The organism is Terriglobus sp. YAF25 (assembly GCF_052113305.1).
In the GTDB taxonomy this organism is placed as follows: Bacteria; Acidobacteriota; Terriglobia; order Terriglobales; family Acidobacteriaceae; genus Terriglobus.
The window spans coordinates 1-23,523 of sequence record NZ_JBFRCY010000133.1 but is presented as its reverse complement, the minus strand read 5'-3'; the positions used below and the strand labels follow the sequence as shown (position 1 = coordinate 23,523).

The following is a 23,523-nucleotide window of genomic DNA, read 5'->3' as shown; positions in this document are numbered from 1 at the left end:
AGGTTGAACAAAGCAGGTCCTTCGCTTCCGCTCAGGATGACAACCCGGACGGTTGGTGCTCGACAAACGCAGTAATAGAGCGTTTTCATTGCGCGAACCCCATAGGTGCGGAACCCCTACATTAGACCCACAGGAAGAATGTTCTAGTCCCACAAGCTGCATTTCTATAGAGCGGGCCTTCAGCCCTTTAGATTGTTAATACCGCTAACCTGGGGCGTTGCCCCAGGCTGGTATAGAGCGCGCCTTCAGCGCTTATATGTACTGCTTCCGAATCTGTCACCCTAACTACTGCACGACGCCTGAGTCGTCGCCGGTGCTGCTGTTAGCGGCTTTGGTGAGTTGCCAGCCTTGCGGGGTATTGGTGAGCATTGCGGTTGTCGGTTTAGGTCCGCTGAGAGCGAACTGTATCGCTGGGAAGGCGATCTTGGTTTCGGGGGCCTCTGCCCAGGCGGGGACGCCGTCGATGGTGTAGTGATAGTTCACCGTCGTGGTCGCGCCCGGCTGATCGGAGGTAGGCGTGTTGCTGTCAATCGACGCAACCTTGCGATGGCCATAGCAGAAGTTGCCGTAGCCGGGCTGGGATGGATCCGTAGTCCAGGCGGAGCGGCCCTTTTCGCTGATGTCGTAATTGTTCATCTGTTTGGAGACGATGATGATCTTCTTCTCGGCCGAGGTGCGGGTCAGCAGTCCCTGGTCGACCAGGGCGTCGAACTGACGCGTCTTGTCCTGGTCAGAGTGCGCTACTTGTACGGGGAACTGCTGGGGCGTCGGCCATACGCAGAGAGGGTGAGCGGCGTAGTACGTATCGATCGCGCCGGCATAGTTAGGGGCGACCGTGGCTGTCTTCTTGCAGGCCGTCATGACAAAGGCCAGTGCGCTCACCGAGAACGCGATTATCTGCAACGCTTCTTTCACCTTCCGTTTCATGCAACTTTAGTTGCCGGGGCAGGGATTGCAGTTGTCACCGTCCCAGTCATTCTTTCGACTAGAGCGTTTGCCCTCGACTATACCCCTCTCCTGCTGCGTCGTCATGCATTCTGGCGGTGAATTCGGCAATACCCATCGCTGTAGGGTCAAGCTTGCCGTTCGTACCAGCGAAGGACGCGCAGGGCACGGAGAGTATTCCACCGGCTGGGCCCACCAACTGTCTCTCCCATCGGAAACGGGAGCGCCTCGTCGTAAGCACGGTCGAGAAGCCAACGGGCGTCTGGCTGGCGGCGGCTCTTGAGAACCCCGATTGCTTCGCTGAGCCGCGGATCGGCGCGGTTAACCGCGCGGAAGTAATCGAGGGCGCGGAGAATGTCGTAGTGATAGCGCGGCGGGAAGGCGAGCTCCAGGAATTCGGCGTTTGCGACTTCGCCGGTCGAAAGCTTGCGGAAGAGGCTGCGCTCCAGCAGGTATTCCTCACCGCGGGCTCTGGCGGCGGCAATCTCTGGAGACGGCCCGGCGGCGCACTCATACTCGAGCAGACCCTCAAGGACGCAGATGGTGGTGTGGAAGGAGGAGCGGCTGCTGGTTGGAGCGTCGCAGTTCCAGCCTCCATCTTCAAGCTGCTGCGAGATAAGACGTTGCGCGAGGGTTGAGGACGGACGGCCGAAGTAGCCGCCGAGCGCGAGCACACCGCCGTTGATGCAAGGCTCTTCTTCGCCTTCGAAGAATGGATTGCCGCCGGGTGTGGGAGGCCGCAGGTCCCAGAAGCCGGGATGGTCATCCCAACAGAGACTGGTCTCGAGCCGGACAACCGCCGCATCCACGGCGGGATCGGCTGGATCGATTTCGAAGGATCGCAGCAGAAGCATGGTCACGAGCGTTGATGCCCATTTGGGCTCGTCGGTCCGGAGCCATGAACCATCCGGCTGCTGGCTGTAGAGAACCCTTGCTCCCAGRCCTTCGTTTGGGATGCGGGAACGCTCGGATGAAGCTTGTCGAATAGTTCCTTCGTTGACCGCCGATTGGGAGGATTCCACCAGATCGCGCATCGTCTGCCAGCGAATGGCGGGGTCGGATTCGAGTAGCCAGTCTAGAGGAGTCATCGGAGGTCGCCGGAGAGCTATCGGAACTCGGTTCCGTATTTAAGTGCGATCGCGTGGATCTGTTCGCGGGTGAGTTGCTTGGACGGTGTTCCGGGAGCGGTGCAGGTTTCGCGGAAGAAACCTTCCAATCCCGGAGGCGAAACCATCCAGAGAAGGAGCAGTTCGTGATCGGGGTTCTGAAAGCCGTGCCACGCATTACGCGGGATGAAGATGGTTGCGCCCTTTTCGAAGCCCTGGGGAACGTCGTTCAGAAGGACGCTGCCGCTGCCTTCCAGGACGTAGAAGGCCTCGTCCATATGAAAGTGCCGGTGAACGGGAATTCCCGTACCCTGCATTACCTGCTGTGTTCCAAGCGCGAGCTCGCCGGAACCTGTTACCGGAGATGCCTTGATGATGATAGCGCCGTGATCGCGAAAGTGGATGAGGGTTTCACCTTCAGCAGCGCCGAGCACATAGCCTTGCTGGACCGGGTTGTTCGTCTGAGCCGAAGCGGGCGGCAATACCTGGGACAGGCCGAGGCTGCCGGCGCCCACGAGGAAGGAACGGCGTTGTGGATCGAATGCGTCCATCCAGATCTCCCTCTCGGCGTGCGTTGCATGGGATTCTACCGCGTTAACGATGTTGGCTGGATTGACCTCAGCGGGCGACCAGAAAAGCGGGTCCTTCGCTGCGCTCAGGATGACAGCGTTTTAGCTGTCATAGATAGAAGAGCCACCAGGAGCGTCTTCTGGATTTGACCATGGCCACCCGCGGCGGAGTGGATAAAGCAGGGCAAGCGCCGCCAGCCAGACCAAGTACACCAGCGACTCCATGAGTGATTCTTCCTGAATTTCCCTGTCTTACTTTGATTTTTCGATCGACAGAACCGGATCGGTCAAAGGCTGCAGGACGAAGTTGAAGCTGGATACGCTGGAACCATCCATGAAACGGCCAAGGGACTCGATCATACTGCGGCGCTCGGCCAGGTCTTTCGGAACCAGGCCAAGCGCGGCGAGCAGACGCGGTGTGTAGAGATCGACCCCTGCCTCGATTTGATAGCGAAGCTGCCCTGCCGCGTACACCGCAAACTTTGAAAAGATCCAGGCGAGAAGGAAGAAGCAGGCAAGGAGGGAGAGATGGCGGGCTGTGCTTTGCCAGACCTCAGAGAGATGTTTTACCGTCCAGGCGATGGCCGCAACACCGGCGATGAACAGGGCCGCGGAGCTGTTCAGCAGGGCATAGACGGCGGTCTGGGCGGCATAGATCTCATCGCGCTGAGCGGCAGGAATAACCTTCTCGACACGAGACCATAGCAGGCTGGTGTCAATGCCATAGCGAAGCGTGGAATAGCCTTCCAGCGCAGCCATCGTATTGCCGAGCGGCGTGGCCTCGATCCACTCCTCCGAGGGAAACTGTTCGGCGCGGCGGAACACCCGGGCATAGTTGTCATAGAGCTCATGCCGGTTGAGCGAAGCGATTCGCTCCTGTGCGGTATTGGAATGGCAGAGGTCTCTCCAACGCTGCAGCTCCTCATTGATCCAGCCGGAGGGCGCAATCATTCCAAGCTCGTCCTGTGCCTGCTGCCAGTTTGCCGCATCGCTCTGTGAAGCGCGCCCGGCGATCTCCGCGGCGCGCTGAGCCACCAGAGCGCGGATCGATGCCAGCACATAGAGCCATTCGAGAGCCTTCTGTAACTGAGAACGTCTCCACGACCCGAAGTGCGCATTCGCGGCAATCTGCGTACGCCGAAGATTCCATACCTGTTTCAGTTTGTCTTCGCTCGGCAGCGTAAGTTTCTTCCGTACGCTCTCGACCATGGAGACATTGGCATCGAAAGCACGTTCATGCCAGCGGGCGACAGAGATCTTCCAGAGAGCTTGCTCTTTTGCAGTGTTTGCGGATCTTCTTCTGCCGACATGCCACCGGAGACACCAGCCATGTATGAGAGGGAGAGGAATACGCCGGTACAAGACGAGAATCGGAACGCGCAATGCGACAAAGAGCGCACAGAGCAGAAGGTAGGCGATGAGGATTCGCAGCACGCTCTGCCATTCGGTTTTGAAGGACACCAGGGTCACGATGAGTTGCGTGCAACCCTGCCAGCCCTTCGTATACCCGAGCACACAGTTGACACACAGCAGAGCGGGAAACGCACCGGTAAGAAACAGGCTGCGCCATGAGATTCCGCGAATGTCGAGCTGCTTGATCAGTTCGCCCATTGCCGGCTACTTCTTATGGAGGTCGCACGGGTCGGCGTCAGCCCAATGTCCTCCGCGGCAGTAGATCAGCGGGGGACGGGCGGTTGTGAGCCACTCGTGGTGATAACTGCCGCCACGAATTCCACCGCGCTGTACAGCAGTAATGGCGCTTTGAAAATCCTTTACGGTGGCATCGAGCATGCCGGCGATCCGGCCAGTTGCCCAATCGACCACAACAATGCCGGTGAGAGGCCCCTGTGGAGAACGAACGACAATGTGCGAGATCTCTCCGGCATCAACAACTCCGGCGACCGCCGCAGCATCGGCGTCTTCCTGCACCACCAGCGTGCGCAGCGGGTCGAGGCGCAGGCCTAATTCAACCAGAAGAGCCGGTGAACTTTGCAGGTTGTCGAAGGAGTAGGCAACTTCCCCTATCCTGACAGGACGACCGAGAGAGGAAAGGCTTTTATAGTGCGACATCGAAGACCTCCTGCGGCGGAGAGTATGGTTCCTGATGGCGTGTTGGAATGATTGCTGAAGATGGCAAAGTTTTCAATACGTTTGTTTACCGGATCGGAGCCGGCAAAGGACAACGGCTACGCCGAACCGCTACAATCGACTCCGCTTCTGTGACCGTAGATATCAGCCAGATCGAGATGTATCGRCCTGCTTTGACCGGCCACTGTTACCGCATGCTGGGATCTGTCTTCGATGCGGACGACGCCGTGYAGGAGACGATGATCCGGGCGTGGAAGAGCCTTGAGAGCTTTGACGGCCGCTCGACCTTGAAGACCTGGCTGTACCGCATTGCCACGAACGTATGTCTCGATGAGCTGAAGAAGCGTGGCCGGCGTGCTCGGCCGGTTGACGAAGGAATGCCTTCTCCGGGTGCGCCTCCGCTGGAGTCGTTGACACAGCAGCCGCAGGAGTACTGGATTGAACCGATTCTGGATACACAGGTGGTATCGAACGATGCCAGCCCGGCGGAACAGGTGGTGCAGCGGCAGAGCGTGCGGCTTGCTTTTGTGGCAGCACTGCAGAATCTTGCTCCACGACAGCGCGCCGCGTTGCTGATGACGGAGGTTCTGGGGTGCTCTGCCGCCGAGGTGGCGGAGACGCTGGAGACTTCCGTGCCTTCTGTGAACAGCGCATTGCAGCGCGCCCGGGCAACGCTGGCGAAACGCAGTGAGGAACAGCCGGTTTCGTTGACCGCAGCCCAGCAGGGAATGCTGCGGCGCTATGTCGCCGCTTTCGAACAGTACGACGTCGCCGGGCTTACGGCGCTGATGCGTGAGGATGTCACGCTGTGCATGCCTCCGTTCGAACTATGGCTGCAGGGGCCAGAGGAGATTCAGACGTGGATGCTGGGCCTGGGTTGCGGCTGCAAGGGATCGCGCTTGTTCCCAACCTCTGCCTCCGGCTGGCCTGCATTTGTGCAATACCGCCCGAATAGGGCTTCACCCTAGGCTGGTATAGAGCGCACCTTTGGTGCTTACCGTCGCCAATTTCATCGTTGTGGCTTATCTCAAGAAGATACAGAAAGCGAAATACACCCAATTTCCCAAGAAAACTCAAACTTGAATTTGTCGATACAGCCTAGTTCCTGGTTGCTAGTTGAACCCGGCAAAGAATTTTTGGGTTAGACCGATGAGTTTTGGTCGCCGGGGCAGTCAATGCGTTCGTAAAGGAGAACACGAACCATGACTGCACAAACGATTGCGAACTCTGAGAGCTTTTCAACCTACCCCGCACAGAACACCGTTTCCCGAACCCAACTCTGGGTCGGACGCGTGTTGAGCTGGCTGGCCGCGGCTTTCTTTCTGATGGATGCCGGCATGAAGCTGGTTAAGCCGCCCTTTGTGGTGCAGGCCACCGTGCAGCTCGGCTATCCCGAAAGCTGCATCATCGGCCTCGGTGTAGTGCTGCTGCTGAGCACACTTCTCTACCTCATTCCCCGCACCGCCATTCTGGGCGCGGTGCTGCTGACGGGCTACCTGGGTGGAGCGGTGGCAACACATGTTCGCGTCAGCGCAGGCTGGTTCAACATCCTGTTCCCGGTTGTCTTTGGCGCGATTGCCTGGGCAGGCCTCTATCTGCGCGACTGGCGGCTGAAGACTGTCTTCGCACGCTAGAGCATTTTTCCTGTAGGCGTCGTGCGGGGCTTGTGCATCTAGGGACGTTTTCCTCAATGAAAACGCCGCTGCACACTCCTCACGGGATACTCCGCAACAGGAAAATGCTCTAAATCCCCCCCACAACTCGACACAAGGAGATCACGATGAAGAGCGTTCTTGCATTTCTGCACTTTGAAGGCAACTGCCGCCAGGCGATGCATTTCTATCAACAATGTCTTGGCACGGAGCTGCAGCTCACCCCGTATCCCAATGCCGAAGGTCAGCCTTCGAGCGATGCCGATGCCATGATCATGCACAGCCAGTTGAACTACAGGGGTCAAGCCATTCTGATGGCCTCGGACTCAGCGCCCGGTGGCAAGGTCCATGCCGGGAACAACTTTACGGTCTCAGTCGACTGCGAGTCACTGGCTGAGCTGGAACAGTTCTTTGCTGTGTTTGCAGACGGCGGTACGATTCGCCTGCCGCTGAGCGATATGCCATGGGGCGCACGTTTCGGCATGTTGACCGACAAGTTCGGAATCCAGTGGTTCTTCAACTGCGCCCTTTCTTAATAAGCCGCGATAACACATCGACTTCACATCTTCACAGTAAAAGGAGCAATGGACGTATGAGCAACACGACGACAGAGACCAAAGGCCGCGACCTAATTCTTACCAGCGTGATTGACGCCGCACCGGAGAAGCTGTTTCGCGCATGGACGGAACCGGAGTTGATGAAACAGTGGATCGCTCCCCTACCGTTCACGACCACGCATGCGGAGACTGACCTTCGTGCAGGCGGAACGACGATGTTCGTAATGCGCGGTCCGGACGGAACGGAGTTTCCATCCCGCGGCGTCTATCTGGAGGTAGTGCCGAATGAGCGTGTGGTCTTCACCGACGCCTATACCGACGCATGGGCGCCCTCGGAGAAGCCTTTCATGACCGTCACGCTTACGTTTGAGGCATACGAGGGGAAGACGAAGTACACCGCGGTCGCGCGCCACTGGACCGAGGCGGATCGCGAAGCACACGAGAAGATGGGCTTCCATGAGGGGTGGAAGGTCTGCACGGAGCAGCTTGCGAAGTTAGTTGGTGGACTATAGAAGCCCCGCGCCATATTTGAGATCAACCATCTCCACGTGCCCATGTCCCCATAGGGACATGGGCCGTTTTTCGCTTCGCTGGCAGAATTCGTGCCCGGGACCACTATGCGATGGAGAGCAGGCTGGCTTCACGCCCATTTGTCCGCTTGGTTCATCTACTTCGCAAAGACCGTTCCGCAATGGTAAGAAGGATGGGCGGAACTGCCGGGACGTAGAACGTCCGCAACCATGTCTACAAGAGAGAAACAAAGTTATGGGCAGCACAGCATACTGGGTGAACCGCACGAAGCGGCACAGCCTGCTCGCTATGAGCGCGATCATCATCACCGCCGGCGCTTATCTTGCGACACCTCCTCCTGACTTCAGGCATCGGCTCAGCATGGCAACAGCGTATGCCAGCCTAGCTTTCTTTGTGGCTTCGCTGTGGCTTGGTCCGTGGAACGTTCTTCGCCGCAGACCAAACCCGGTGAGCTTCGACCTGCGCAGAGATATCGGCATCTGGGCCGCAATACTTGCGCTGGTACATACCGCCGTTGGCTTGACGGTGCATCTGCGGGGGCGGATGTGGATGTACTTCTTCAAGCGCCTGCATCCGTTGGCGATCCAGAATACGGAGTTTGGTTTCGCCAACTTTGTCGGGCTGGGGGCGGCGTTACTCTTTCTGGTGCTGCTGGCGATCTCGAACGACCTTTCGCTACGCCGCCTCGGGGTAGGGCGTTGGAAGGCAATACAGCAGTGGGCCTATGTCACTTTCGGGCTCACCATCGCGCATGGAGTTGCGTACCAGATGATCGAGAAACGCAAGCTTCCATGGGTGGTTGTGTTTGCCTGCCTGAGCGTTGCGGCGGTCGTGATTCAGACGATTGGGTGGAGGGTACGAAGACAGGGAACCGTTGATTCACGATGACACCGTTTTGATGAGAACCTCGGAGACGCCACACTCGTCCTGATAATCGGCGTGTGCAGTTTCGTCGTGGTTGCGTTGGATACCGGTGCGGTCGAGAAGCATCGACGTCAGCCACACGACAACGATATTCGCCATCAGTGCCCAGATGCCGGCATAGAGCCTGATGTTTGTGCCTGCGATGTTGAGTGCATAGACAGAGGAGTGCAGGCGCAGCGCCGCGGCCATCGATGTTCCTACGGTCATCCCGGCGACCCAACCGGCGATGAGAGCCTGGTGATGGAAGACCCTCTTCCAGAGACCGAAGGTGATGGCAGGGAAGGTCTGCAGAATCCAGATTCCGCCCAGCAGTTGCAGGTTGATGACGAAATCGTGCGATGAGGTAAAGACGAAGAGCAGTGCTCCAAACTTGACGCCGAAGGAAACATTCTTGGCGACGCGCGACTCCTGTTGTGCCGTTGCATGAGGCCGGAAGTAGGCGCGGTAGATGCTGCGGGTGAAGAGGTTGGCGGCTCCGATCGACATGATCGCCGCCGGCACCATCGCCGCCAGCGCGATGGCAGCAAAGGCAAGACCGGTGAACCAGGGCGAGAAGAAACCGGTCATCAGCTCCGGCACGACTCCGCTGGAGGTTGCGGGGTGAATTCCGGCAGCGACCGCGACCACACCGAAGAGAGCGATAAGCCCCAACAGGAAGGTATATGCGGGCAGGAGCACCGCATTGCGGCGAATGACCTGGCCGCTGCTCGAAGCGAGCATGGTGGTCACGGTATGGGGGTACATGAACGCCGCCAGAGCGGAACCCAGTGCAAGCGAGGCGTAGGCGGTGTAGTCCCTGGGAAGCAGAATGAGCGATGCCGTGTTCTGGCGGCTCCAGACAGCATCTGCCCCGGAGAAGATGTGGGTGTAACCACCGGCCTTTGCAGGAATGATGACGATGGCGGCGATAACGACGACATAGATCAGAACGTCTTTCACGATCGCGATGATGGCCGGGGCGCGCAGACCGCTCGAATAGGTGTAGAGCGCCAGGACGAGGAATGCGACGAGGAGCGGCAGATCCTGCTGGATCCAGGAATCTCCAGTAAGGCCAAGCTGCGCCAGCACGGCTCCCATGCCGGCAAGCTGCAGGGCGATGTACGGCATGGTTGCCGTAATGCCGGTGATGGCCACCAGCGTCGCCAGGGTGCGGCTGCCGTAGCGGCCATGCACGAAGTCAGCCGGTGTGATGTAGCCGTGTTTGCGGGCGACGGACCACAGGCGTGGCATGGCAAGAAAGACAAACGGATACACGATGATGGTATAAGGCAGCGCGAAGAAACCCATTGCGCCGGTGCCGAAGACGAGAGCCGGCACAGCGATGATGGTGTAGGCGGTGTAGAAGTCACCGCCCACAAGGAACCACGTGATCAGTGTGCCGAACTGCCGGCCGCCAAGACCCCATTCGTCGAGCTGGTCGAGGTCCCCGCGCTTCCAACGGGCACCGAGGAAACCAAGCACAGAGACAGCGGCAAGGATCGCGAGGAAGACAAGAAAGGCTGGGGAGTGAAGGAGCTGCATTTAGCGTGTCCTCCAGTAGACAATGCCGGTCAGTGCCGCAGTGAGAAAAACCCAGACGAACTGGTACCAGTAGAAAAACGGCACCCCGTAGATCTCCGGCGTACGCCGTGCATAGAGAAACGGCAAAAGAAGACCGAGATAAGGAAGGACGAGCAGCCACGTCCATCGGCTTTTAGTGTTTTGCGCGAGCTTCATGTATGACTCCCAAAATGATGCAGCGGTTCCACGCCGTAATTGCGGCGCAGACTATTTGAAATGCACTTCGATCGTTTGTGGCGATGCATGCTGCGGAAAACGCAGCCATGCGGTGGCGCCGTCAGAGCCGAAGGCGGTATGGTCGAGGGCAGCGCCGTTCACACGTACTCCGGTAACGGCGGAGGCTGTCTTGATACGAACCATGGCCGTGGAGCCTTCAATGCCATCGGCGGAGAAGGTCAGTAACTTCTGTTCATTGTGTTCGTTGCTAATGCGTCCCGCAGATGCAATGACCGTTGGCGTTGCAGTGCTGATGGCCGCAATATCGAGAAGGAAGCGGTGCGTGTTCCCTTTGGGCGCGTAGGTATGCAGCACGTCCATGTTGGCACTGAAGAGATCGACGTAATATCCGGATGCTTTACCGGAAGAAGCGGTCGTTGCTTCAGAAAGTCCCTTCGCGATGATGTATGGTCCACGGCGAAGGACAAGGCGATCGCTCTCCTCGAGTCGCATCGACCTTGCCGCGAGCGCAGTCTTGACGCTGTTGAGGAGATGGTGCGAACCATCCGCCTGCATCGCCAGCGCGGTCGGCGATGCGGCCTCGTGGAGCACTGCTCCTTTGCCCACATGCACGACACCGGTCTGCGAGCTCGCGATACCGAGCTCTTCAAAGAGTTCATCCATCGGGCGGGCATAGTGACGCGGCGCGGCATTCCACCAATCGGTGACGGCCTGATACGGATCTTTTCCGTCATCGATCACGACGAGGACTCCACCAGCCTTTACCCAATTGACGAGTGCATGGTGGAAGGCGATGGACGGCGGCTTCTGCCCTTCATAGGTGAGCAGCAGGCAGCGATAACGGTCGGCAATCTTCGCCTGGTGGAAGCTTTCGATCTGGACCGGCTCCACCGGGATGCCGTGAGAGACCAGCGGCAACGACAGGCCGAAGAAGGAGCTCAACCGCTCATCAGAAGAAGAGGGCGTGGCGCGCTGGAACATCAGGGCGTCTGAGACCAGAACACCGATTCCTTGTGAGCCCGCTGCCAGCCACTGTGCACGGCCTGCGCTCTTCTTCATCTGGCCGAGAGCATGGAAAACGGTCTGGAGCTCCGTCTCATAGGAAGCCGCTATAGGCACCCGCTTGGATGGATCAGCCTCCGAGGGATAGACGCCTCGCGGACCGAAGATGCGCTCGGGCCACGGCACAAGCTCGTAGCTGCTGACCTCCGGCTGAAAGAGCGATGCCGTCARCGTGCTCTCCCAGTTGAAGCGATAGTCTTCCCAGGTATGGTTGGGATTGTCTTCGATGGGATCGTTCAGGTACCAGACCTTGCGGCCTGAGGCGCGGACGAGATTCTGCATGGCGCCGTATTCCAGGAAGGCGGCCTCGAAGGTACGCTCCTGCACCTTGCCGTCATAAGCGTTGGGTGTGCGCGATGTTCCGGTCCAGACCTGCGCGATGTATCCATCGGCGCCGACATCGATCAGCGACGACTCCGGACTGACAATGCGCCACTGCGCGTAGTTCACCAATGAATGAGTCGCGACGTAGCAGGGAATTCTTTTGTGATGTGCGTCTCCGTACTGCTTCACTGCGGCAAAGACATCCGCAAGCGCGCGGCGATAGAGGAAGTACTTGAGCTTCGATGCGCGATACTGTGCGTCCGGCGAGCTGTCGGGTGATTCCCATGGAGTTCCGTAGAAGGCCTGCCACTCGCGTTTGAAGCTTTCGCTCCAGCCGGACTTCGCCCAGAACTCGGGCTCCTCCAGGAAGACCGCTTCGACACCGGCATCGAGAGCGCGCAGCACTCCGGCTGCAAGGAATTTTCCATACGAGGCCGATGGAGCGATGTAAGGGATGCGGGGATTGCTGCCGTGCAGGACCATCTTCCCATCGCGGTCCATCTGGGCTTCGTCCCAGTGCTTCTTGCCGTCGAAACGGCCGTCGAGATAATCGCTGTACTCTCCCCAGGAGACGCCGGTCATAAGCGCAACGTGATATCCGTGACTGCGCCAGCTTTCGACGCGCTGGGGAAGCGTGGCGTCGATGCCATAGACGATGGCCGTGCCGGCCTCGATGTTCAGCCGCGGCGACCAGAGAGCATGAGTTTGGAAGTTGATAGCCTCTGCATCCTGCCCCTGGGCATGGCTGAACCCGAGAGCGATCATCGTGACGACGACCGCTCCCATGGTGAGGAAATGCTTCCAGCTTGATGGTCTCGTATCGACCGGCATGATTAGAGCGCGTCTCCTGATGCTCAGTTAGGGATCAATACGGTTGCGCCCGTACCGCCTCCGGTCTGTTGCCCTACCTTCGCGGCATTGTTGCCGTAGAGGTCGGTTCCGTAGACGGTATAGGCCGAGGTCGAAGCACCTGTCCCAAGAATGATTCCATAGTCCTGCAGGTTGCCGTTGACGGAGGCATTGGCATAACTGGAATTGGCGATCCAGCCATTCATGCCACCAACAAAGACCGTACTGCCCACAGATGGTCCAACATACACACCGGAGAGCGGTCGTGTCTGCATGGTGCTGTACGGAGTCCATCGGTTGGAGTTATTGCCGATCTGGCAGTTGATGAGTGAGACCGTGGCGCCACCCTGCAATAGGAAAGCCTCGAAGGCTGCTCCGCGGCTGCCGGAGGTGAGAATCCTGAGGTTTCCGCTGACACCGCTCTCGGCGAAGAAGGCGATGTTGCGGGTGTTAATCCAGGGCTCGTCGAAGTCGGCATCGGTGGCCTGCTGCAGGTCGGCTCCGTAAACATAGGCATGATCGATTGCGAACTTGAACGACGAGAGATTGTGCGGTGTTCCCTGATCGTTGGCGACCGTCTGGTAACCCACTCTGCCTTCGATCAGTGTCCCTGAGTCGGTGCGGAAGCGTGTGACTCCACCGACAAGACGGATCCACTCGAGATCCGGAATCTGATCCGGGTAATGTTGCGGCCATCGCCGAGCACCTGGATGGCGGCATGGTTGATCACAAGCGGATTCGATAGGTTGTAGATCTTGCGCGTGTACGAGCTGAAGCTGCTATTGAAGTGGCCGGCTGGCAGATACAGCACAGCGCCTTCCGGAAACTGGTTGGCTGCGATGTCTTCCCAATAGGTGAAGTTCGCCGCGTTGATGTTTCCGGAACTGTCCACCACAGGATGTGTACTAAGCGAAGAGGAGGTGAGATCGATCCACTGGCGATCGCGAATTTCGGGCAGGTCATACAGATTGAAGCCTTTGACCACGGCCATCACACCGGTTCCGACCGGATCGGTAGGCAGGTTCTGAAGCGACCAGCCATCCTCTGCCGGCGGGTTGAAGTAGCCGGCGTTGTAGAGCGTGTAGTAGCCGCTGGGGTTGGTGATGGTGATGCCGGAGCTCCGCTGCGCCGTAGGGATGTTGAGAAAGTCGATGTTCGAAGCAATCAACGTAGGCGTATGCCACGGCGTATAAAGCGGGCTGGTAGTGCTGACATACATACCCCAGTCCTCGTGAACTGTCGTTCCATTCGCGGAGCCGAAACGTCCGCCGACGACGTTCAGCGAGGTGACGCTGGAGTCTACGGAGAGATCGGCGATGGGCAGGTCATCAGAGCTCGCGCTTGACTTGCGCTGACCGCTGTTCAGCAGGACGGCATTGACCAGGTTGATGTTCATGCCTCGCTGTACGCGGATGGCGCTCAGGCCGGTGTAAGAGGTCCGAAGGTTCGTCAACGCAAGGCCGCCATAGAAGTTCGGTGTCACCTTGATAGCCTCTGCACCGGCGTAGTTGATGGTGGTATCACTGACGTAGACCTGCCGTGCGAAGTCGACCAGCATTCCCTGCGCATTGGTGTGCTGAATCAGCAGAGAGCGCAGGTAGACATCGTTGGCGAAGGTGGTGGAGTCAGCACCGGTGATGTGAAGTCCGACACCGCCTCCGGAGAGATTGCCACCGATCAGCTCCATGTTGGCGGGAATGATCGCCAGGGTCGTACTCGTATTACCAGTGCTTGCGGTGACCGTGAGCGCATGCATCTTGATCGCATCGGTATTGAACGTTCCCAGCCGCGCACCGAATGTCCCTCGTACACCGGAAATATTGATGTTCAGGAAGTAGGGGCTGGTGCTGTCGCCAACGTCGAGACCGTTGTATGCGTTGGTAATAGTCAGATCGCGAACGAGTGTTTGATGCGGCAGATTCATAGCCAAACCGGTGGCGGTGTCTCCCTCGCTACCCGAACCCGCAGTCCCGGTAAAGGTCAGGTTGATCCCGATCAGGCCACCGTAGTTGAAGGTGCGGGTCCCGGAGTAGTCCGCGTTGCCGTTGAAGCGGATCGCGGCCGGCGTATCGATGATGGGAACATCCACGCCAAGTGTCGTTTCGATAGCGCTGCGATTGTTGTAGTCGTCATCGATCAGCGAGTCGTCGTAGGTCAGTGTGGGATAGCTTCCGTTCTGGCCGGTGGAGGTTACGGCTCTAACGCCGACCAGGGTAACTCCGCTGCCTTCGAGCTGCAGCGTATGGGCAAGATAGTAGGTCCCCGGCGCGAGCAGAATCACGCCACCCTTGGACAACGAGGCGGAGGCCATGGTGTTGATCGCCGCCTGAATGGTGGCGGAAGCATCAGCGGGCGCGGCCGGCGGAGTCAGCATGACTGAAGAGTTGAAGACGTAGTTAGTGGTTCCGGAGGGCTGGTGCTTCAGAAGCGCTCCGGCGGGTATGGTCTGGCCAACCGCCGATGAGGCTGCCAGAAGCATGAGAGCTGCGATACCAGATGTAAAACGCGCAAGTTGGGACATGGAGCTCCTTTCAGGAACACCGATCTGTCGTGAATTGAACGGCAAAGCGGGTGATACAACCAGCCATGGGAAAAGGAAGGAGACCGCAGGATGGCGGTCTCCTTTGAGGCACTACTGGTTCAACACGTCTTTGAACTGTGTGAGATCAACTTCGAGGATGGCGTTACCGGAACGCAGGCTCTGCTGCAGCGCCTTGATATCGACGGCCTGTACGGCAACCTTGTTCTTCACCGCCAGCGCAGCGCCCGCGCCGGCCGCCTGCCCCAGAATCATGTACTGCGGCTCCATGCGAAGCGTGGAGTAAGCTGCGTGGCTGGTGGATGGGCAGATCGTGACCAGCAGATTGGTAAGCTCTGACGCCTTAGGAAGCAGAATGCGATACGGCATCTGATAGGGAACGTGCTTCATCCGCACCTGCTCGGTACGCTGCGGAACGCCCTCGGTTGCGACTTCACCCTTCTCGTCCGCGAACATCTGTACTGGATGGACATCCAGGCCGTAGCTGCCGAGGCCAACGGAGTCAGGCTTGGTGAGGTTTTCAACGACATCCTGCTGCCGCATGACGTAGTCGCCAATCAGGCGGCGGGCCTCGCGCACGTAGACTTCATAGGGCCAATTGTTGTGGTCGACAAACTCATCCTTCGCCAGACCCCACTCGTTGACAGCGTTCTGGAGAGCGTTGGGTACGCGCGGATCGTTCGCCATGAACCACAACATGCCGGCAATGAAGTCATAGTGCTGCTGCCAGATGCGTTCGCGTGTGGCGTAGTTCGCATCGGGATAGTCCCAGCTTCCGGCGACGAAGTCGGCGTAATTCAGGTCGGCCTTATCGCTGGCAATCGCCAGGGCCGGCCAGAAGCCTTTGACCAGACGCTCGTCGGAATCGTGACTCGCCGCAACCAGCATGCGGTTCAACAGCACGTCGTAGAGATGCGGGTTATAGTGCGTGGGCTTGGGATAGGGAAGCTGATTCTTCTTGTCGTGTGAGAGGACGACGCGGAAGTTATACGCCTGGGTCTTCTTGTCGGCGTCACCGACGTTGCCTTCGCGATGTGGCATCACGCCGGCGAGCAGCTTACCCTCGGCGTCCAATGCCTTGATATGTTCGGAGTGAGCATCACGCACGCCGGCGGAGTATTCCCCGTACTGCTTCTGCGACTCGCGGCCGACAATATAGGAGGCTCCGGCGAAGGCCATGAGATCGCCCTCATAGGTTGCATCGATGAAGACCTTGCCGCGAAACGTCTTGCCATCCTCGGTGTTGATGGCGACGATCTGCTTGCCTTCCTTTTTGATGCCGCCGTGTTCTTTCAGCCGGCTGCCGGCAGCGACAACGACCTTAGCTTCCTTCAGCATGTCATTGAAGATCTGCTCGGCGATATGCGGCTCCGTATTCCACATGCTGGCGTGGGTGAGGTGGTGTTGCTGGTAGTACGTATCCCCGCGCTGCCAGAACTCATACGGAATGCCGCCGATGACGCTGGGACGGCCAACATCCGTGCGAAATAGCCCGTTGGTCACCATGCCGCCCAGATGAGGATTGGCCGAGACCAGCGCAACCTTTGACGCTCCGTTACGCGCAGCGCTCACGGCGGCGATGATTCCGGAGGCCGACCCTCCGTAGACCACGACGTCGTACACATCCTTTTCCGCGGCCATCATGGAACGCGGAGTCGACAGCAGGGACAGAAGCAGCAGCAAGAGAATTCGAGTCGGTCGCATAATTTCCTTTTGCAGTAAGTGAGTTTCATCCACCGGGTCACTCCCCGATCCACAGCCAGCGGATGGCTTCGATCGCAACATCGCCGTCAGTGCCGGCGGTACCGACGGTCACGGAGGGCGATTCCCCCTGAGCGATGTGGAAGTCGGCGAGAGGGACAAAGGCGAATGGCGTGTCCTTGACCTTCTCATTAAGGTGAAGCGTGCGGGTTCCCTGATTCGTGGTCACGGTAATGGGCACATTGGTCGCTCGCCTGATGCTCTTGGGATAAGCGATCGCGAGGCGATAGGTTCCAGGCCGCGACAGCTTTGCTTCGAACCGTACCGACTTCTTGCCCTTGTCGTTGTTCAGGTCGTGCCAGGCGACGAGGTCTCGTTCATCCAGACCGGCAATTGCGGTCTTATCCCATAGACCATGCTCCTGCGCCTGCTCATAGCTCATCGTCACATCGGGTGTTCCATCCGCTGCTGTCCCAACGGTGCGCTTAGCAATCAGCGAGGAGTTTCCGTCGGAGTCCACCACGGTAAGGCTGACCGTATATGGTTTGCCCGCAACGAAGGTCCACTTCGGCGCAGCATCGGTGCTCTGCACGCTGCCCGATCCATCGAAGTTCCAGAAGTACTGCGTGAGAGGCGAGTGCACCTCAAGCGTCTTCACGTGGAATTGAGTTGCAGCTCCCGGCGCGGCCGGGTCGTCCATSTCGAWGGCGACGCGCGGACGGAACATGGGATCGAGCGGGATCTTCTGCTCGCTGAGCCGCCTGCGCAACTCGTCCGTCGAGATTGCCTGAACCGAGAGATTCTTCTCGATCGCCATCGATGCGGCCAAACCAGCCGCCTGACCAAGCTCCATAAAGACCGGCTCCATGCGGATGGTGCAGTACGCGATGTGCGTCGCCGAGAGATCGACAGGAACAAGCAGATTGTCAGGACTGGCAGGCGTAATGGAGCGATAGGGAATGCTGTAGGGATCGGTCCATCCGGCGATGTTTCCACCCTCCTGGATGAGGCCCTTATCCGTAAGGATGGTTTGCACCGGATGCGAGTCGATAACGTAGCTGCCGATGGCAATTCCGTCGGGCTTTGTGCGGTCGTGCTGCACATCGTTCTGGGTCATCAGGTAGCGGCCGATCATCCGCCTAGCCTCGCGAACGTAGAGCTGTGAAGAGACGTTGCCCGTGTCTGCGAACTCGTCTTTTGGCAGGCCCCATTCGTGCGCGGTCTGCTTGAACTCATCGCTCAACGATGGATCGTTCTGCAGCATGTACCAGAAGGTCAGCCAGAGATCGCGGGTGTGCTCATAGACGGCACGGCGCGTTGCCGGATCCGCCTCGACGTAGTTGAGGTTTCCGTCGACATCGTCTGCCTTGTTGGGGTCGGACTTTCCATTTACCGGTCCCCACTCAGGAACGTCTGGAAAGAGCTGTTGGAAGGTGTGAATGTTCTTCTGGTGAATGTGCGCGAGGAAATCTGCAAAGGCCTCAGGCGTGTAGTGCTGCGGTTTTGGGAAGGGCACCCGAAGGTCCGCGCGGTTCGTAATCGTGGAACGGATGCTGTAGGCCTGAAGCCGCTGATCTCCTTTCCCGATCAGCTCGCGCGGACCGCGGTTCATGCCCGCCAGCGATTCGTTATACTCCGCAGAGCCCTCACGACCCACACGATACGGTACATGCGCCGCCGCCATCAGGTCGCCCTCATACGAGGTATCGATGAAGACTTTGCCGGCGAGCTGCTGCAGGCTCTTATCCGGAGCCTGCACTGTGATCGACTGCAGATGATTGGGACCAAGTGAAGCTGCTGTGAGCTGCCGCTCCTTGAGAACCGTGACCTTCGCGCCCGAGAGCATCTCTGCGAAGACCTGTTCTGCCACATGTGGCTCAAAGAAGATGCCGCCTTTGGTCGCGCGAGCCTGTTCGGAATCTTTACCAAAGGCGTGCTCATAGTGGGCCAGAACCCTGGCAAAGAACTCGGCAGGCAAGCCACCGATGGTCTCTCGTCGTCCGATGTCAGTCTTCGTCAGGCCTCCGGCGACAATACCGCCGATGTGCGCCGACGGCTCAACAAGAACGACATGCCTGCCTTCGCGTGCGGCTGCCACTGCAGCTGTAATACCTGCAGGAGTGGCGCCATAGATCACTACAGCCGTCTCTGAGGGTTGTGCGATGCTCGTCTGCTGCATGGCGAAAGTCGCGATCGTGGTGACTGTGCCGAAGTTGGCCGATGTAGGCGTTCCATTTGGCGCCGACATCTGCGGGTGATTGAGGAAGTTGTAGGACTCCGCACGCAACTGCGTGGTGATGGTGTGGTCGTGCCAGCTTGCGGCGATGTTCTTCACCAGAACGAAGTCGACGTTCTGCAGCATGTCACTGCGCACATGCGGAATCTGGCGACCCATGTTTCCGAAGGAGTAGGAGCCTGCGCTGGTGATGACGCTGGTATCGAACCACTGTTGCGGTGTCGGGTTATCGAGCTGCGCGTTCGCACCTGGAGCAAGGACCGCCGGACGAGCGATGTTGACCGGGAAGCCGGACTGCAGGCGGATGATGGTGTTTGCATCCCAGCCGCCAAGCGCCGTCTCCATCAAGCGGTTCATGTCGTGCGCGAAGCGCCTTCCACGGCCGAAGGGAAGCTGGCCAAGGAAACTGATGATGGCCTGATGTGTAGCGTCCTGATCGGAAAGGCCGTACTCTCCGGCGCGATTGTAGGAGTCCAGCGGAACGCCGAGGTTATCCATCGACTTCGCATAGGTGTAGGCGACGTTTACGCTGAGCGCCTTCGAGAAGCGCTTGGTCACCTGCACCGTGCCGGCATTGTAATTGGTCTTTCCGGCTGGCTCGTAGGCCTGCACCACTCCGCCGTCGCCGACATATTGCGGGTAAGGTAACAGCGACTGGCGCAGGGTAATGGTCTTCTGCCCGGGCGCGGACTGGTTCGCCAGGACTCCATAGAACGGGTTGGGAACAGTGGTCGTGGTGAGCTTCGAACCGAGGCTCAGATACTGATTGGGCAACTGGTTCAGGTTCTTCGAGGTAGCGATATGCGTTCCCAGGTTCCCCCAGTAGTGCATGTCGAGCACGAATCCATAGGGGAGCTGCTTCTGGAAGTCGAGGCTGAACATCTGCACGTAGCCCGAGGTGTAGTGATAGAGCGGAATGCTGATGGTGGAACCGGCGCCTGTATTCGGATCGCGGTTATTGCTGGGAAGCGTTGCGCCCTGCGGGAATGGATCGGTCAAAGAGTTTGTTGGGATCACGCTGTCGATCGGCATCAGCGTATCGACCGTTGTTCCAATCGCGCCTGCGCCGCTGGCCTGCACGGATTTGGGAAGGAAGAAGATGCCGTAGCCTCCGCGCAGCACGGCCTGACGCGGCAACTGGTAGGCGAAGCCGAAGCGCGGATTGAAGTTGGTCCACTTGGTCTCCTGCTGATCTCTCGACTGACCGCTGCCCGCCCATACGGCGACACCGGTGAGGTTGGGAAGATGGGCCGGACCGGCGAGAGGACTGGGAGCCGTGGGATCGAACCATGCGACGCGGTTGTACTTCTCGCGATTTCCGCGGCTCAGGTCCCAGCGTAGACCGAAGTTCAGCGTGAGATGTGAGGTAGCGCGGAAGTCATCCTGCACGAAGAGAGCGGAGTACAAGCCGCCGGTGGAGATACTCGCGACCTTGCGGATGTAGCTTCCCGCAGCGCCGGTGGTCGAGCTTACACCCGACGGAATCCCGAGCAGGAAACTGGCCAGGTCGTTCCCCTGCGTCTTGCTGGTAGCCGCAGTTGGATTCTGCTGGGTGAAGGTGTGATCGAACTTCAGCGTACCGGAAGAGTTAGCGTTCTGATACTCGTTGAAGTTGAGAATCCAGTACTCCGCGCCGAACTTCCAGGAGTGGCGTCCGCGCGTATAGGTAAGCAAGCCGGTGGTGACGTAGTTATTTCGAGGCTGATGCTGCTGTCCGACGGAGCTCTTCTGGGTGAGTGCACGATAGTCCGTCATCGAGATGATGGGGAGCTGCGGAGCATGTAGTGATCGTCAGTCACTGTACCCGCGATTGCAGGCGGCATGGCTCCGGGAACGATACGAGCATCGGTCTGCCGCGAGAAGCGGCCGAAGATCGTGGTCTTCTGTCCCGGGTGAAGATCGGTGCGGAAGTCGTACTTGTTGGTGTTGGTGACCGAGTTGTCGGTATAGATGTAGTTGTTGACGTTGGTGACGGCATTGCCCGGCTGGTTGGGCAGCGGATAGGACTTCAGGATGTTCAGCGCCACCGGATTGATGCGGTTTGCGGGAACGATGTTCCCCTTGAAGGCCGTGCGGCGTCCGGTGGTGGCGTTATATGTGGCCGGATCGTAGATGAGCACCTGCGCAGGAGCGCTGGAAGCAGGAGCCTGGTAGTAGGTCGAGGAGAAGTCGCCAGAGCGTTGCGCCTGCGTGGGCACGCTGGAGAGGGTACTGACCGGAAGCTGCTGCCGCAGCGCCTCGAAGTCACCGAACATGAACCAGCGATCGCGCAGGATGGGGAAGCCGACCACACCGCCGGTCTGGCGGCGGTGGTAGTTGGGGACGTTACCGGTCGCGAAGTAGTTGCTGGCGTCCATCGAGCTGTCGCGCTCGAAGTCATAGACACTGCCGTGAATGTCGTTGGTGCCGGACTTGGTCAGTACATTGACGATGCCGCCTGAGGTACGGCCGAACTGCGCGTCATAGCTGGTGGCCTGCACCTTGAACTCCTGCACGGCATCAACCGGTGGGCTGATGACGGCACGGCTGACGTCGCCGGTGGTGTTGGGCGCTCCGTCGAGCATGATGGCCTGTGACCCGCTGCGTCCTCCGCCGACGTTGAAGTCGGAGCGGAAGTAGTTACGGCCGACATTGCCGCCGCCTCCGTCGCTAAAGTTGGGTCCGAGCACGGTGCCGGGCGTGAGTGCGATGAGACCGAGCGAGTCGCGCAGGTTGAGCGGAAGCCGGTGTGAGGAGTGAGACTGTCAGCAAGACAAGCATGAGGACGAGAGAACGACCGATTGCGGACAGAGACCAGGAGATAGGGGAAACGAATTTTTTTGAAAACTGTGTGTGGACGAACAAGTTACAGGCCCTCCATTGAGACGTCGGCAAGGTTCGATCCCGAGGCGGCAAATTGTCGAGTTGCGAGGGGTTATGTTACGATGTAACGTCTTTTTTTCAACAACCTACAAGGTTTCGTAGGGTTTCGCGGAAGGGCGCGCGGCATGACGACATCGTCTCTTCTTTCGGGTGCAGCGGAGAGTGCGGATGGTGCTGTAGAGCTGCGTGGCCCCTTGGCCAGCCGCCTGCTTGAGAAGTCGCCCGCGATGAAGCGCCTGCTGGTCTACCTTTGGGAACACCGTGCGGAAGAGCTGAACGAATACGCCATCGCCACTGAGGCGCTGGACCGCAGATCAGACTTCGATCCAAGGACCGATGCCGCGGTGCGTGTGCAGGTGGCGCGTCTCCGCCAGAAGCTGAAAGAGTTCTACGACGACGAAGGCACCCAGGACCCGTGGCGGCTTTCGATTCCTTTGGGCTCTTACCAGCTCCAGGCGGAACCCGTCGCCAAAGAGGGTGTGGCCCCTGATCTCTCGGTGCGAGAGATTCCGGCTTCGATTAGGTCGGCAGTAGTTCCGGAGGCCGTGGCGGCCAAGCCGTCAGCATCCCGATACCTCTGGTTCTGTGTTGCAGCCCTGGGAACGCTCGCGATTGGATGGCTGCTTGGCTCACGGTGGGAGCGCAGGAGCCAGCTTGCTGCGGTTGGGTCGTCTTCCGTCGCAGTCTCACCCTTCTGGGCGAATCTACTAAAGGGTGGGCGGCCGACCCAGATCGTCTTTCCAAATCCAGTCTTCTTCACCTGGGTCGATAAGAACGGGGACACGCTGGTGGTGCGCGATCCGGCAGTTAACTCGTACCACGATCTTGAACGTTCACCATCATTGTCTGGACTGGAAGCGCAACGGGGAAAGCCGATCCTGGCGCAGGACTACACGGTGGCATCAGACACGCGCGCGGTCTTTCGCCTGGCGCAATACCTCCAGCCGCTGGGGACAAAGATCAGTCCATCGAGCAGCACCGAGCTCTCACCGGAGTCGGCCGACAGCGCAAACCTGATCCTGCTGGGCACGGTGGGAACGCTGGCGCCGTACCAGGCGTATCTGGACAAGCTTCACTTCCGCATCCCGGAGCATAAGCAGTTCATCGAAGATGCAACACCTGGTCTTAAGGCTCCGGTGCACTTCGAAACAGTGCGTGAGTCACCGACAAGGATCGTGGCCCCGGGAATCGTTGCCCTGCTTCCGGGGCACTCTTCCGATAGCTTCGTCCTGGTGCTGGCCGGTTACCACACCAACGCGCTGATCTCGTATCTGACCTCGGTGAACGGACTTGCCGACCTGCAGAAGGCCCGGGCCACACACGGCAATCCGGAGTTCTTCGATGCGGTAGTGCTCTCTGAGGTGAACGGAACTACACCGCTGCGTAGCTGGGTTGCAGCTCTCAAACCGCTGGCTAAAGAAACCCGGTAACACTCGCAGATATACTTCGCATCGAGGTGAAAGCTGCGATGCGTCTGTCTCTCTACCGTCTCTCCTGTTCCATCCTTCTACTGGCCACGTATGTGGGAGCGCACGCGCAGACCGCAGCTTCACCCACCACACCGGTCCGGCCACCGGCGCCGACGCGTGATCCGCACACAGCCGGTTATGTCGAGGCAAAAGATCTGGCCGATGGGGAGCTTCCGCCAGCGGACCAGGATGGCAACTTCATTCTTGGACCGACACATCAGCCCGCACCAGAGGCCGTCGCTCACGAAGGAATACCGCATGGCGATGTCGGCGAGTTTGTGCTGAGCTCGGCCGACAGCAAGATCTATCCGGGCATTGCACGGGAGCTGAGCTCGGCCGACAGCAAGATCTATCCGGGCATTGCACGGGAGC

Annotated in this window: 20 protein-coding genes and 1 pseudogene; 7 read left to right on the top strand and 14 right to left on the bottom strand. The window is 59.0% G+C overall.

Going from position 1 to position 23,523, the window contains the following annotated elements:
- Positions 1–285: 285 nt before the first annotated feature.
- The 6 genes from AB4043_RS07475 to AB4043_RS07450 form a co-directional block, all read right to left on the bottom strand.
- Entirely contained in the window at positions 286–915 is a 630-nt protein-coding gene (locus AB4043_RS07475) for a hypothetical protein (protein ID WP_442303104.1), read from the bottom strand.
- A gap of 158 nt (positions 916–1,073) precedes the next feature.
- Positions 1,074–2,033 (bottom strand): hypothetical protein, encoded by a 960-nt coding sequence (locus tag AB4043_RS07470; protein WP_442306774.1) that lies wholly within the window; start codon positions 2,031–2,033, stop codon positions 1,074–1,076.
- 17 nt (positions 2,034–2,050) lie between these two features.
- Positions 2,051–2,602 carry a cupin domain-containing protein gene (locus AB4043_RS07465; protein WP_442303106.1) on the bottom strand — a complete coding sequence of 184 codons (552 nt, stop codon included), beginning with the start codon at positions 2,600–2,602 and terminating at the stop codon, positions 2,051–2,053.
- 120 nt (positions 2,603–2,722) lie between these two features.
- Positions 2,723–2,845, bottom strand: a complete 123-nt coding sequence (locus tag AB4043_RS07460; RefSeq protein WP_442303107.1) for a hypothetical protein — start codon at positions 2,843–2,845, stop codon at positions 2,723–2,725.
- A 27-nt stretch (positions 2,846–2,872) separates the two neighbouring features.
- Positions 2,873–4,231: a hypothetical protein gene (locus tag AB4043_RS07455; protein ID WP_442303108.1), complete on the bottom strand. Its 1,359-nt coding sequence runs from the start codon at positions 4,229–4,231 to the stop codon at positions 2,873–2,875.
- Positions 4,232–4,237: 6 nt separating this feature from the next.
- A complete protein-coding gene (locus AB4043_RS07450; RefSeq protein ID WP_442303109.1) occupies positions 4,238–4,690 on the bottom strand; it encodes a hypothetical protein in 453 nt (150 codons plus the stop codon).
- Between the two features lie 47 nt (positions 4,691–4,737).
- Here AB4043_RS07450 and AB4043_RS07445 point away from each other — a divergent pair, with 47 nt between their 5' ends.
- The 5 genes from AB4043_RS07445 (at position 4,738) to AB4043_RS07425 (ending at position 8,336) form a co-directional block, all read left to right on the top strand.
- On the top strand, positions 4,738–5,676 hold the full coding sequence (locus AB4043_RS07445) for a sigma-70 family RNA polymerase sigma factor (protein ID WP_442306773.1): 939 nt from the start codon (positions 4,738–4,740) through the stop codon (positions 5,674–5,676).
- Between the two features lie 234 nt (positions 5,677–5,910).
- Positions 5,911–6,342, top strand: a complete 432-nt coding sequence (locus AB4043_RS07440; protein ID WP_442306772.1) for a DoxX family protein — start codon at positions 5,911–5,913, stop codon at positions 6,340–6,342.
- Positions 6,343–6,488: 146 nt separating this feature from the next.
- Positions 6,489–6,896: a VOC family protein gene (locus AB4043_RS07435; RefSeq protein ID WP_442306771.1), complete on the top strand. Its 408-nt coding sequence runs from the start codon at positions 6,489–6,491 to the stop codon at positions 6,894–6,896.
- 56 nt (positions 6,897–6,952) lie between these two features.
- Positions 6,953–7,429: an SRPBCC family protein gene (locus AB4043_RS07430; protein ID WP_442303112.1), complete on the top strand. Its 477-nt coding sequence runs from the start codon at positions 6,953–6,955 to the stop codon at positions 7,427–7,429.
- Positions 7,430–7,682: 253 nt separating this feature from the next.
- On the top strand, positions 7,683–8,336 hold the full coding sequence (locus tag AB4043_RS07425; RefSeq protein ID WP_442303113.1) for a hypothetical protein: 654 nt from the start codon (positions 7,683–7,685) through the stop codon (positions 8,334–8,336).
- Here AB4043_RS07425 and mctP read toward each other — a convergent pair.
- The 8 genes from mctP to AB4043_RS07385 form a co-directional block, all read right to left on the bottom strand.
- Entirely contained in the window at positions 8,328–9,893 is a 1,566-nt protein-coding gene (mctP, locus tag AB4043_RS07420) for a monocarboxylate uptake permease MctP (RefSeq protein WP_442306770.1), read from the bottom strand. The genes AB4043_RS07425 and mctP overlap by 9 nt on opposite strands.
- Positions 9,894–10,088, bottom strand: coding sequence for a DUF3311 domain-containing protein (locus AB4043_RS07415; protein ID WP_442303115.1), 195 nt, complete (start codon positions 10,086–10,088; stop codon positions 9,894–9,896).
- A 51-nt stretch (positions 10,089–10,139) separates the two neighbouring features.
- The gene (locus AB4043_RS07410; RefSeq protein ID WP_442303116.1) at positions 10,140–12,326 is read right to left on the bottom strand and encodes a hypothetical protein; all 2,187 of its coding nucleotides are present in this window, start codon (positions 12,324–12,326) and stop codon (positions 10,140–10,142) included.
- Between the two features lie 23 nt (positions 12,327–12,349).
- A complete protein-coding gene (locus AB4043_RS07405; protein WP_442306769.1) occupies positions 12,350–12,934 on the bottom strand; it encodes a hypothetical protein in 585 nt (194 codons plus the stop codon).
- Between the two features lie 11 nt (positions 12,935–12,945).
- Positions 12,946–14,865 (bottom strand): hypothetical protein, encoded by a 1,920-nt coding sequence (locus AB4043_RS07400; protein ID WP_442306768.1) that lies wholly within the window; start codon positions 14,863–14,865, stop codon positions 12,946–12,948.
- Between the two features lie 111 nt (positions 14,866–14,976).
- Positions 14,977–16,587 carry an FAD-dependent oxidoreductase gene (locus AB4043_RS07395; RefSeq protein ID WP_442303118.1) on the bottom strand — a complete coding sequence of 537 codons (1,611 nt, stop codon included), beginning with the start codon at positions 16,585–16,587 and terminating at the stop codon, positions 14,977–14,979.
- Positions 16,588–16,624: 37 nt separating this feature from the next.
- The gene (locus AB4043_RS07390) at positions 16,625–20,575 is read right to left on the bottom strand and encodes a TonB-dependent receptor domain-containing protein (protein ID WP_442306767.1); all 3,951 of its coding nucleotides are present in this window, start codon (positions 20,573–20,575) and stop codon (positions 16,625–16,627) included.
- Complete coding sequence (locus tag AB4043_RS07385) at positions 20,572–21,489, bottom strand: hypothetical protein (protein WP_442306766.1); 918 nt, start codon at positions 21,487–21,489, stop codon at positions 20,572–20,574. Before AB4043_RS07385 ends, AB4043_RS07390 begins: the two co-directional genes overlap by 4 nt.
- A gap of 318 nt (positions 21,490–21,807) precedes the next feature.
- Here AB4043_RS07385 and AB4043_RS07380 point away from each other — a divergent pair, with 318 nt between their 5' ends.
- Together AB4043_RS07380 and AB4043_RS07375 are read left to right on the top strand one after the other, a co-directional pair.
- Positions 21,808–23,112, top strand: a complete 1,305-nt coding sequence (locus AB4043_RS07380; RefSeq protein ID WP_442303121.1) for a helix-turn-helix domain-containing protein — start codon at positions 21,808–21,810, stop codon at positions 23,110–23,112.
- Positions 23,113–23,150: 38 nt separating this feature from the next.
- Positions 23,151–23,523: pseudogene (locus tag AB4043_RS07375) on the top strand (hypothetical protein); the annotation flags it as partial.